At 41.8% G+C, this 12,580-nt stretch carries 9 protein-coding genes; 5 read left to right on the top strand and 4 right to left on the bottom strand.

The features are described 5' to 3' along the window. Positions 1 to 34: 34 nt before the first annotated feature. Both BFP75_RS14485 and BFP75_RS14480 read right to left on the bottom strand, forming a co-directional pair. Positions 35 to 1,912, bottom strand: a complete 1,878-nt coding sequence (locus tag BFP75_RS14485) for a RagB/SusD family nutrient uptake outer membrane protein (protein WP_099546078.1) — start codon at positions 1,910 to 1,912, stop codon at positions 35 to 37. Positions 1,913 to 1,921: 9 nt separating this feature from the next. Further along, on the bottom strand, positions 1,922 to 5,137 hold the full coding sequence (locus BFP75_RS14480) for a SusC/RagA family TonB-linked outer membrane protein (protein WP_240531802.1): 3,216 nt from the start codon (positions 5,135 to 5,137) through the stop codon (positions 1,922 to 1,924). A gap of 259 nt (positions 5,138 to 5,396) precedes the next feature. Here BFP75_RS14480 and BFP75_RS14475 point away from each other — a divergent pair, with 259 nt between their 5' ends. Beyond that, on the top strand, positions 5,397 to 6,371 hold the full coding sequence (locus BFP75_RS14475; protein ID WP_099546077.1) for a polyprenyl synthetase family protein: 975 nt from the start codon (positions 5,397 to 5,399) through the stop codon (positions 6,369 to 6,371). Here the strand turns inward: BFP75_RS14475 and BFP75_RS14470 are convergent. Together BFP75_RS14470 and BFP75_RS14465 are read right to left on the bottom strand one after the other, a co-directional pair. Beyond that, positions 6,368 to 7,510 (bottom strand): lycopene cyclase family protein, encoded by a 1,143-nt coding sequence (locus BFP75_RS14470; protein ID WP_099546076.1) that lies wholly within the window; start codon positions 7,508 to 7,510, stop codon positions 6,368 to 6,370. The genes BFP75_RS14475 and BFP75_RS14470 overlap by 4 nt on opposite strands. 74 nt (positions 7,511 to 7,584) lie before the next feature. After that, the gene (locus tag BFP75_RS14465) at positions 7,585 to 9,864 is read right to left on the bottom strand and encodes a TonB-dependent receptor (protein ID WP_099546075.1); all 2,280 of its coding nucleotides are present in this window, start codon (positions 9,862 to 9,864) and stop codon (positions 7,585 to 7,587) included. A gap of 102 nt (positions 9,865 to 9,966) precedes the next feature. On the opposite strand from BFP75_RS14465, the gene BFP75_RS14460 reads away from it, so the two are divergent. From BFP75_RS14460 to BFP75_RS14445, 4 genes are all read left to right on the top strand, one after another. Beyond that, positions 9,967 to 10,629, top strand: coding sequence for a metal-dependent transcriptional regulator (locus BFP75_RS14460; RefSeq protein ID WP_099546074.1), 663 nt, complete (start codon positions 9,967 to 9,969; stop codon positions 10,627 to 10,629). Between the two features lie 6 nt (positions 10,630 to 10,635). After that, the gene (locus tag BFP75_RS14455; RefSeq protein WP_099546073.1) at positions 10,636 to 11,457 is read left to right on the top strand and encodes a ZIP family metal transporter; all 822 of its coding nucleotides are present in this window, start codon (positions 10,636 to 10,638) and stop codon (positions 11,455 to 11,457) included. A gap of 109 nt (positions 11,458 to 11,566) precedes the next feature. Continuing rightward, entirely contained in the window at positions 11,567 to 12,010 is a 444-nt protein-coding gene (locus BFP75_RS14450) for a hypothetical protein (protein ID WP_099546072.1), read from the top strand. 174 nt (positions 12,011 to 12,184) lie between these two features. Then, entirely contained in the window at positions 12,185 to 12,547 is a 363-nt protein-coding gene (locus tag BFP75_RS14445) for a nuclear transport factor 2 family protein (RefSeq protein WP_099546071.1), read from the top strand. Positions 12,548 to 12,580: the final 33 nt, after the last annotated feature.

The following is a 12,580-nucleotide window of genomic DNA, read 5'->3' as shown; positions in this document are numbered from 1 at the left end:
ATAGATTTTTATATTATCTCAATTAGAAATTCAGTTAATATCCTGGATTCTGGATTAAAAGATCGTTACGATTCATTTCATCCCTACTTAAAGGCATGAAATACATTTTGTCTTCCCATCTTCTAGTTTCATTATCTGTATTGTCCACTACATTATAGCTGTAATTGTATACAGAGGTGTCATGTCTGTATGGGGATAATGGTGTAGCTCCAGGTTTTAAGGTAGCTGACACTTTCATCACCTTTATTCCACGGCCTAAGGTCTCATCAGCGATCATCCACCTACGGGCGTCATGATATCGATGCTCTTCATAGGCCAGTTCCACCCTTCTTTCATTAATGTATGCTTCCAATAGTGCGCTACCAGAAGCATCTATTGCCGGCATACCTGCCCTAAAGCGAATTTTATTCAGCCAAGCCCTTGCTTCACCCTCGTCACCGGTGGCTATGGATGCTTCAATATAGTTCAGTACTATTTCGGTATACCTTATGAATGGCCATGGCACTACTTGTGCGCTGGATTGATTATCAACTACTGCCGGATCAGCATCTATAAATTTACGAACGTAATAGCCGGTTCTAGAGCCATTCCAATTTTCAATGGGGGAATCCCTCATATCCACTCCAGGAATGATACCGCCTGAACCGTCCGCATAAGTTCCTGTTTGTATCTCATCGAAGGGATCTATACTTGCAACGTCGTCTGGGCGTGGTTTCCAACTTGCGCCATCATATAGAATTGTTGCATAGAACCGAGGATCTCTGTTTTCATAGGGTGCTGCCGAATGAGCAGGGTTGTCCCAATCAAAATCAGATCCATCCATCATTTGGTAATCGTCGACCAATTGCTGGATAGGCGTATTTCCCGCCCAGTTGTGGTATCCGTTTGGACCGTTGTTAATTCCTTGGTGAATACCACCTAAGGGCCAATTGCTTTCTACAGTGAACAAGGGTGTGTGGGTACGTTCGAACAATAATTCCGCCCTAGCGGCAGGATCTCCAATAGCACTTCCACCTCCCATAGCTATGGAAACATAGGTCTGCTTAGCTTCATCGGCAGATACCGGTGCAGCTAAATCCAATTTATAACCTGTGGTTTCATCTAAAACCGCTTTAGCGGCTGTCTTTGCGGCGTTCCAACGAGAAGCTCTATCGCCCGAAGTGTAAGCTACCAAATCCAAGTTCGAATAACTTCCTAGTACGGATGATTTTGCACTTGCGGTTGGGCCATCGCGTAGATCGCTAGCTGCGTAGAGCAATACCCTTGATTTTAATCCCATTGCGCTTAGTTTTGAAGCTCTACCTGCAGTAAATTCCTTGCCATCCAATAGGGCAATTGCTTTATCTAAATCGGCTACTACAAAATTTACGTTTTCCTCGTAAGTATTCCGGGCAATTGAATAATCCTCGTCAAGAACATAGGGTCTATCAATTAAAGGTACACCACCATAAAAGCGCATTAATTGATGATAATAATACGCCCTAAGAAACAATGATTCGCCCAGCAATCTATCCTTAAGAACTTGATCATCAAAGGTAGCGTTTGGTAATTCCTGTATGGCAATATTAGCTTTACGAATTGCTAAATACAATTCGTTCCATTGCGGTACAATGCGGTCATTACCCGTTGTGGCGGGAGATAAGGAACCCTCTGTGATTACATTGATGTTTCTACCCGAGTGGGTAAACATTGCCTCATCGGTAATTGATGCCAACCCCTCTTCTTCGAACCCACCATAGCCTAGTGAAGAGTAAACATTGAACACAAAAGCCTGCGCCAAGGCACCATCTGCCCATGCCGCGTCTGCGGAAATTGAATCCAAGGGTTGCGTTTCTAAAAAATCCTCGTTACAGGATAGCGGTATGAGCGCCACCGATAACAAGCCTAACAGTATTAACTTTCTTTTTTTCATAACTTATTTCTAAAATGTTAAACTAAAACCTGTATTAATAATCGTTTGTTGTGGATAAAATTGTCCATTAGTGGTGGTTGATTCTGGATCATAGATATCTTGCGCGGCCCAAGTCGCCAAATTTAATCCGTTCATATAAACCCTAAAAGCCGATAGCCCAAATTGTTCAATTAGTCTGTTTGGAAAATTATAAGCTAATTGTACGTTTTTAAGCCGAATATAATCCTTGCTGAATAAATTGTAGGTGTTGTTACCAAAGGCCGCTCCAAAGGAATAATAGGTGTCCCCCCTACTTGCCAGTCGTGGATCAACACTACTAGGATTTTCTGGACTCCATCGGTTATCAAAACTATATTTCAAATAATTTCCGATATCCCCTGATTCCGTTGAAATAAATAAATCTGCACCCGTGGCACCTTGAAATAAAACTGCAAGATCAAAGTTTTTATAGGAGGCATTAAAAGTAACCCCGAAATTGAAATTAGGGACGATACTACTGTTAAGCCTAACCTGATCTAAATCATTAATAACCCCATCTCCATTAATATCCCTAAATTTCATGTCTCCTGGTTCCAAGTTTGGTTTTACGGCACTATAATCCAGCGTGTTGCTCGAAATGGCAGCTTCATCCCTGAACACACCATCATATTCGTATACCAAGTACGAACCTATGGGTTTCCCTTCTTGTAATTGGTAGGCTGGCGCACCGGGTATCTCATCTAAGAATTCAACACTGTTTTGTGCGTAACCACCGTTTATACCTGCATCCCATTTAAATCCATCCGCATCGCCGCCATAATAGTTCAGGGCAAATTCAAATCCCTCGTTGTTTACCTTTCCGGCATTTACAGGGGGTAACAAATTGGAGATACCTGAAGAACCGGGTGTTGATCCTGTTTCCTGAATCAATATTTGGTCCCTCTTGTTAAGAAAATACTCAAGGGTGAAGCTCAATTTTCCGTTCAAGGTGATGCCATCCAGACCAATATTGTAATTGTTTGCCCTTTCCCATGTAAAACTTGGGTTGGCAAGCAATGGTTCTGTCAACGTAGTCTGTACAACACCATCTATAGGATAGGTTCCAAAATCGTAAATTGATAAATAGGCATATTCCTGCAGACTGCCTTGAAAGAACACCTGGTCATTACCCATTTGCCCGTAAGAGCCCCTTAACTTTAAATAGTCGATAGCCTCTACATTAAACCAGTCTTCGTTAGAAATGTTCCATCCTGCCAAGAACCCGGGGAAAAACCCGAAGCGATCGTTTCCTGGAAAAATATACGATCCGTCATACCTCCAAATAAATTCGGCAAGGTATTTTTCCTTGAAATTGTATTGAGCACGACCGTAATAGCCTAATCGTGTCCTATTGTATCCAAAACCATCGGTTTCTTGACCTATTTCACCACCCACCCCTAATTGGTCTACGGCAGTGGAAAGGAAATTTCTTCTAAAAGCAGATAAGAATTCACCTTGAAAATTCTCTCGGGTGACCCCAGCCAATAGATTGATGGAATGATCATCTGCTATAGTTTTATCATAATTCAATAACGCTGTAAGGTTGGTGTTTAAAACATTTAAGGATGATTGTGTAAGCCTAGGGTCTGTGAAATTGGACCGAATGGATCCGCTAAGCACTGGGTTGCCTGTTGCAATATAATTTGCCCGGTCCAAGGAATAGAGGGTCCAAGGTGTTTGCCACAACTTTCTGCGTTGTTGACTTTGATCTACCCCCGCCAATAAAGTTAAGGTCAATCCATCTATCCAAGGATTTTTGATATCTACCGATCCCGTAAACTGTAAATAATCCGTTGGCTGACTATCGTAACCTGTGGCATTGGTCGTTATAACTACGGGCTGTTGTCCATTCTCAATATCCGGTCCTGGTAGTCCATTCGGCCAAACGGCGGTTTCATTTGGTCTACCGCGCATGAGCATTCTAAAAATGGCACCGGCACCTTCTGTAGGAAGGGCCCTGTCTTCTTTCCTATAACCCATCATCAATTTAGTGGATATGTAATCATTGATTTTGGCATCCGTATTGATCCTAAAGTTATACTGTTGATAGCGCGTTGAGGAATTTTTATAAATAGCACCTTGGTCCGCGTATCCCAAGGAGGCATAATAAGTCAGGTCCTCACTTCCTCCGCTTACAGCAAGATTATGTCGCTGTTGTTCGGCCCAATCCTGAAAAACAGCGCCAAACCAATCTGTATCAGGAAATAAATACGGATCGGCCTGTGTTCTATGTCCGTTTATAGTTTCTGGACTAAAAGCCGCGTTTACCGTCTCACCACTTCCAGGAATGGTATAGTTTCCGGCATTTTGGAAGGCGGTATTGGCAGCACTCCATTGGTTGGCAGGAATATTACTGTTGTAAATCGCCAGTTCATTCATGATGGTTTGATATTCCACAGCGTTTGACATTTCAGGAACTCTGGTTGGTCTCGTAAGCCCAAAATCAGCCCTGTAATTAATTTTCATTTTTCCAGGGTCCCCTTTTTTTGTGGTAACGATAATGGCACCATTTGCCGCTCTGGCACCATATATGGCGGCCGAAGCATCCTTTAAAACTGAAATGTTGGCTATATCGTCTGGATTTATACGGCCAACGCCACCATCCCTATCGGGAATACCATCAATGACCACCAAGGGTTGATTGTTCCCAAGTGTATTCGTTCCACGAATACTAATCGAAGACTGATCATTACCGGGCTCGCCACTCGTTTGTATTATTACAACCCCGGGCAACCTTCCGGCCAGGGAATTGGAAACGCTAATTGCTGGAGAACTTTCAAGAACCGGGCCCTGAACGGCGGTAACCGCACCGGTTACGGTCGCTTTCTTTTGTGTTCCATATCCTACAACAACCACTTCTTCCAAGTTGGCCACATCTTCTTCCATAGAAACATTAATAGTACTTTGATTGTTGACAGGCACCACAACGGATTTAAATCCAATATAACTAAATCGTAAGCTTGTATTGCCATTGTCCAGGGTGATGGAATAATTTCCATCAAAATCTGCCTGAACGCCCCTTGTAGGATTGTTCACATCAATCACTGAAACCCCAGGTAAAGGCATGTTATCGGCAGCTGACGTAACCGTACCCGAAACTGTGGTTTGGGCAAACGAAAACGTTGTAGTTGCTAAAAACAAAAGAACTGCCCAATAGGTTTTGCTACATTTTTCCATAAAAGACAATGGATGGTAAAAAATTTTCATATGCGTGTTGTTTAGGTTGATTAGCTAAATTATTCAAAAATTATGTTAAAAACAATAAAATAAAAAAAAATGCACCTAAAATCATGGATTTGATAGCTTTAGCTCTGGATAATTATAAATTTACAAGTTATTACTTCTTTAATCGCAGTCACTATTCTAAATAAACGCAAGTATGCCTTAGGTTTTATGAATAAAAGCGCAGTGTAATTAGGAATATTTAATTGACTGGATTATCCTATTTTTGAAAAAAATTGCATGTATGCTTTCCATAAATGAATATAGATCTGAGTTCATTGCGTATTTGGACGCTAAAAAACTTGATAAGGAACCAAGGAACCTATATGAACCCATCAGTTACATAATTGGACTTGGCGGTAAGCGTTTACGGCCCGTGTTGGTTCTAATGGCGACCGAGGTTTTCGATATCGATTATAAGCGAGCTTTGGATGCTGCATTTGCGATCGAGGTATTCCATAATTTTTCGTTGGTCCATGATGATATTATGGACAATGCCCCCGTGCGTAGGGGCCAGACGACCGTACACGAAAAATGGGACATTAATACAGGTATACTCTCTGGGGATGCCATGCTGATTATGGCCTACCAGCTTTTCGAAAATTATGACCCGCCGGTCTTTAGACAATTGGCCATGCTCTTTAGTAAGACCGCCTTGGAAGTGTGTGAAGGACAACAATACGATGTCGATTTTGAGTCGCGCGATGATGTAATGCTGCCAGAATATTTGAAGATGATCGAATATAAAACAGCAGTTCTGGTCGCAGCTGCCCTTAAAATGGGGGCGATTGTTGCTGAAGCACCTATAAAGGCACAGGAAAGAATGTACGATTTTGGTTTGAATTTAGGAATCGCTTTTCAGCTGCAGGACGATTACTTGGATGTTTTTGGGGATCCTGAAACTTTTGGCAAACAGGTAGGAGGCGATATTATCGAAAACAAAAAGACCTATTTGTACTTGAAAGCTATGATTTCGGCATCTGAAATGGGGAAAAAAGAATTGGAGCATTTATATTCTATTCAACCCAAGGAAACAGATACGAAGGTACATGCGGTAAGGGAAATCTTTAAAAGGACCGGTGCAGATGCGGCAACCCGAAACGCCATTTCCGATTATACGGCCAAGGCCTTCTCCGTTTTAGAGGATATGGAAATCAGCGCCGTTAAGAAAGGCCTGCTCCGCCAATTTGGTGAGAAATTAATGAACAGGACGGTTTAAAAAAGGCGTTTAAAAAATGCCTTTAGAAAAGGTGTTTTGGGGCAGGCGTTGATATAGGTGAAATCTTCCCATATATTCGTCTCCTCGTCCAAAAACTTAAAAACACCTTGGGGGCTTCTCGCCTTAAACAGGGATTCGAAAATTTCATGCCCCCTTGCATTCTCGGTATGCAGAACATCCAAGAACAGAAGATCGTAATACCAAAACTTATTTTTTAACTTCAAGGGTTGTAGCGGTTTCCCTTTCTTAATGAGGGATATAAGTTTGGGGATTTTTTTCGTAGTGCTCATTAAGGTGTATCCCGTACTCGGCTTTGCCCATCCGCCCGCGGTTCCTATATACCGTACTCTTTTCGTATGGTGTTTCCTAAAGTCGTAACAGGTCATGGGAATACTACCTTGTTCAGTATCCAAAATGGTAAAGGATTCACACTTAAACGTCTGCTGAATATAGGTCTTTAGTGCTTCCTCATATTCTCTTTTATCCAATAAGCTTTCAGAAAAAAGGGTATATTCAATCAGTGCCGTATCTTGAGAATAGGGTAGTACATACATGAAACGGGTATTTCCCTTTTGTGGAACTGAAAAATCCATATAGGTAACCTGGGCCTCATCGAACACCGGCCTCTCGGTTTTTACCACCCAACCCACAAAATGCTGTTGTAGTACAGGAAACTTTTGCTGTTCTGTCACCATACTGTAGTTAAAAAGACTGCTAAAAATATAGTTGCCCTTGTGTTGTGCGGTATTGGTTAGCACGGTAACTTCTGTAGCTGATTCTTTTAGTTCTACCACTTCCTCTTGGATAAAGGTAATGTTGCTGTACTTTTGTAAACGGTTTAAAAAGTGATTGTAAAAATCAATTCCACGGATCATTTTATAACGGTAGGGCGAAATTTTCGTTCTCTTTGAAATTTTTTTACCCTCAAAGTGAATGGTATCCCAAGCTTTATGGATAAGCCCATCAAACTGGCCCGTTCCTTTTTCCCAAAAGCACCATGTGCGGTCGTTGGTTTGTTTCGCGTCCTTATCGATTACCAATATTTTCTTAGTACTGAAAAACGGATCGGAACCCATGGCATCCGCTAGTAATAATCCTGATGCTCCGGCACCAATAATAATATAATCGTAATTGTTCATCAATTCTTTAAGGATGCGGCAATAATATGCATTAGAAAGAATCAAAAATACAAAATACCATTGGTTTTAAACTTTTAATTGATGGTATAACGCAAACCCAGAAAGGACCTTATTCCTTGGTTGGGACCGTATACATAGGAGGGATCGAATGTTAGGCCATTGGGGTTGTTCTGTGTGGGGATAGCGTTGCCGTTGGCGTCAAAGCTTACCTCCTTATCAAAGGGGTCATTGGCACGGGCGATAATAAACGGATTGCCATTGTTTGGGGTCCAGTTTAAGAGGTTTTTTATGCCTCCATAGAATTCAAAATTCTTGATTTTGTTGTACGAGAATTGAATGTTTTGAATACTCCAAGTTGGGGAAAACTCCCTACGGGGGTCATTAGTTCCAAGCAATGGTAAGCGCATGGGGCCATATAGATTTCCTGTATAATCCAAGGTCAAATTCCAAGTCGATACGGTATAGCTGATACTCCAATTAGCAGAAAAACTTTCAGTGAGTATTTGCCGTCTTTTTATATCATTTTCGGTCACGCCAACGTCTTGAAATGTGCCACCAAGCATTGCTTTTAGGCCGTTGGGAAATGCGATGTCCAAACTGGCACTTAGCCCTTGCGAGATGGATTTTCCATTGAGATTGTCGTAGATGATTTGGTTGGGATTGGTGTCATAATCTGGGATGATGCTGTTCTGAAAATTGGTATAAAAAATGGATGCGTCAAAAGCTAGGAAGGTGCCATTGTCGGCATATATTTTTTTAAGATAATTCAAGTTCATGTTGAAAGAACGCTCCGGCTTCAACTCCTCTGCAATGATTACGTCCCTAGCGCCCGTTAGGGCGGCATGTTCTTCAGTGAATAAATTTACTACCCTAAAGCCCGTACCGGCATTAAGCCGCAGAATATCGGTATCCGTAAATTTGAACCTATAGGCGGCTCTCGGCGTAAATATAGTTCCATGCCTACTATCGTAATCATACCGGGCTCCTACAAGAAAGGAGTTCCTTTTATTGAAGGCAATTTCATCTTGTAGAAAGAGGCTTGGAATAAGTACCTCGTCTGGTTTGTTACCGGTACTATTGGAAGTTGCAGGGGTGCTGTCGTCGTAATAATTGTAGCGTAACGCGAATCCCGCCAATAGACTATGTTTTCCTATGGATTTATCCCATGTCAATTGCGAAAAACCGATGCGCTGGTCTGCCAAATAGGGTACGTTCCCGTATACCGAGTTTTGGCTATGGTCGTTATAGGAAAAGGAAAACATTAGCTGTTTTTCTACCGGTAATTGATATTTACCAAGAATTTCCCATCTGCGGGTATAGATACTTTCTCCATAAATCTCATCACCACCCCTAAATGCTGGGGTCCATTGCAATTCCCCGCCCCATCGGTCTTCATAAAAATAGCGGCCCGCAACGGAAAAAATTCGGGCATTCTTTCTTTTAAAATCCCATTTTTGAAAGATTGAAATACGGTCCTGTAAGGTAAGGTCCGTAAAATTATCCCCGTTGTTATCTATTGGATTATCGTATTTAAAATAATTGATTCCCAAAAGCAAGTTCGTATTCTTACCAAGGTTTACTTTGGTGCCTACATCAAGATTGTACTCCCCCCAATCTGTCATGAAAGTATCTCCAAAAAACTCCGGAGCAGTAAGGTTATTTTTCGTAATTATATTGATGAGTCCCCCAACGGCTTCGCTTCCATATAGGGTGGAAGCTGGACCTTTAACGATTTCAATTTGTTCTATGAGCGAATTTGGAATTCCAGATAGGCCATACACCGTACCCAAGCCACTTACGATTGGCATACCGTCTATCATTACCAGGGTATACGGGCCTTCGAGGCCATTGATATGAATATCTCCGGTATTGCAGACGTTACAATTGATTTGGGGCCGTACGCCGTTCACATTTTGCAAGGCCTCAAAAATGTTTGCCGTTGGGTTTTGTTTTAGAAAAGTAGGACTATAGACCTCTACGGGAACCGGACTTTCTGAGCGGCTCACGGCCTTAAGGGTGCCCGTTACGACCATTTCATCCAAACGTTCCGCGGCCGCTTCCATTTCTATGTTTAGCACTAATTGTTGATTTTCCGAAAGGGAAATCCGCTGTTCGAACGGGAGATATCCCATCACGGTAGCTACAAGGGTATAGGTACCCGGTACTATATTTCTCAAGGTATACATGCCTAGCTCATCCGTGGAGCTTCCTATCGTAGTGTTTTTAAGATATAGGTTCACAAAGGGTATGGAATGCTTTTCCGAAGAAACCTTCCCCGTTATGGAAGCCCCTTGGGTCCAGGTCTTAAGGCCGTAAAGCATACACAGAATGCAGCAAACCGTTCTAATAGGCATAAATCAAAATATTATTTTATAATATACTAAAAATAAATTTAGACAAAACTAAATATTTGTTTTTGGATATAAAAATGTAAATTAGCCTTATATTAAATTTACATGACGCTTTCAGAAGAGGATTACATAAAGACCATCTATCATTTGGCAAAAGGGGAGGGGCATTCCATAACCACCAATGCGATAGCGGACCAAATGGAAACCAAACCGTCATCCGTTACGGATATGCTCAAAAAGTTATCCGATAAAAACCTTGTGAACTATAAAAAGTACAAGGGGGTTTCCTTGACTGAAAAAGGAGCCATAACGGCTCTTTCCATAGTACGAAAGCACCGTTTATGGGAAGTCTTTTTAGTGGATAAATTGGATTTTGCCTGGGACGAGGTCCATGAGGTCGCGGAGCAGCTAGAGCATATAAAAAGCGACAAGCTTATAGACAAATTGGACAACTATTTGGGCAATCCCCGGGTAGATCCACATGGTGATCCCATTCCCACCAAGGAAGGAGCGTTTAAAAAGTCGGTAAAAAAATTGATCAGTGAACTTCCTGTTGGCTGCCAGGGCGTTTGTGTTGGTGTCAATGATTCCTCTGCCGCCTTTTTAAAATTTTTAGATAAAAACCGGATATCCTTGGGTGACACTTTGACAATTTTGGAAAAGGAGGATTTTGATGGTTCGGTAAGTATTGCCATCAATGAAAAGGAAATGAGAATATCCGATCAAATAGCTTCCAATTTGTTTTTGGAGGTATTGGAAAATAAATAATCGACCATGGATTCAGTTATTGCCTATTTTGAATCAATAAACCCGGTATTGGCTGCATTTTATGCCACCCTATTTACATGGGGACTCACAGCAGCCGGAGCCGCTCTCGTATTCTTATTTAAGACCATGAATAGGGCGGTTCTGGACGGAATGCTCGGTTTTACCGGGGGTGTAATGGTGGCTGCCAGTTTTTGGAGTCTGCTGGCACCTGGAATCGAAATGAGTCCAGGGGAGGGATTCGTAAAGGTGATACCAGCGGCCGTGGGTTTTTTACTAGGGGCAGGTTTTATATTTGGTCTGGACAAGATCCTTCCTCATTTACATATCAATTTTAAGGAAAGTGAGGCCGAGGGGGTAAATACCCCATGGCATAGGACAACTCTGTTGACCCTGGCCATAACCCTGCATAACATTCCGGAAGGTCTGGCGGTAGGAGTACTTTTTGGTGGTGTTGCGGCCGGTTTTGAAGGAGCTTCCATTGGAGGGGCGGTCGCCCTTGCTTTGGGCATAGGACTTCAAAACTTCCCCGAAGGTTTTGCCGTTGCCATGCCTTTGCGCAGACATGGCCTTAGTAGGAAAAAGAGCTTTCTTTTTGGTCAGGCTTCGGCCATTGTGGAACCTATTGCCGGTGTTTTGGGAGCTTGGGCGGTACTTACGTTTCAACCCATTTTACCCTATGCACTTTCCTTTGCCGCTGGGGCCATGATATTCGTGGTCGTGGAAGAGGTCATCCCCGAAACACAACAGGACAAGTACACGGATATTGCGACCATGGGCTTTATTGGCGGGTTTATCATCATGATGACCCTGGATGTTGGATTGGGATAAACCGATCTTTCAAGGAGGGGGCAAAATAATTTTTCCGGAAATACGCAGTTATAGTTAGTGAACTTTCGTTGTGAAGAGCAGAACGTTCGTGATTCGATCAACATACAATATGGCATCGCAAAAGAGACATTGGTTTTGGAACTTGATTTTGGTCCTCACTATAATTATATGCATCTCTGTTTTGACCATGCATTATAGAAACTGGATAAAAACTGCTCCGGATCATATAAGGCTACTATCAGGTTTTTATATGGAGAAAGTGCGGTACACGGATTTGGACAGTGTGGTATTTGTGGAAAGAATTCCACCTATGATACGTTTGAACGGCTTCTCCGCCTTGGAAAAGGAAAAGGGAATATTTCAGGAATTCAAGGATTCCTTGACGGATAAGAAAATCCATGTTTTTGTGGACAATATTTCCCAGCCTAAAATTAAGTTGGTCTACAAAGATTCCATAAAACTCTATTTCAACCTAAAGGATTCCTTGGAGACCAATATTCTTTTTAGCCAACTTCAGCAGAAAATTGTCAAAACAGGAATGGTGCCTAATTGATAGACTCTTGTTTGTTTAAGCGTAGTTTCATTTTGGAAATATGCTAAAACTTATTGGACATATATTCCTAGGCTACGACTTTCTTCGTATTTTTATTCATATCCGCATGTTGTTGATTTGGGAAAAATTTCCCTATACAAACAGGAATAATATATTAATGTAAAATACATGATTATGACTACCCAAGAAATTGCCGACAAACTAGTAGCTTCTTGCAGACAAGGGGATTTTGAAAAACCTTATCAAGAACTTTACAGCCCTAAAATAATTAGTATCGAAAATGATGGTACCAAAGAAGGTGCCCTTGTGGAAGGTTTTGAAGGAATACAGCAAAAGAGGGAATGGTGGCAGGAGAATTTTGAGGTCCATAGCACTGAGGTGTCCGATCCTATAGTAGCAGATAATTGGTTTTCGCTAAGGTTTGAAATGGATACGACCCACAAGCCATCTGGTCAGCGCTCTAGAATGTCCGAAATCGCCGTGTATCAGATCGAGGATGGTAAAATTGTAAAAGAGCAATTTTTTTATGATGAATAAAAATCAAACCATAATCCTTTTAAGAAATTTCCT

It is taken from the genome of Maribacter sp. 4G9 (genome assembly GCF_002742265.1).
GTDB lineage: Bacteria > Bacteroidota > Bacteroidia > Flavobacteriales > Flavobacteriaceae > Maribacter.
The sequence above is the reverse complement of the archived record's forward strand: the minus strand, read 5'-3'. Positions and strand labels throughout refer to the sequence as shown.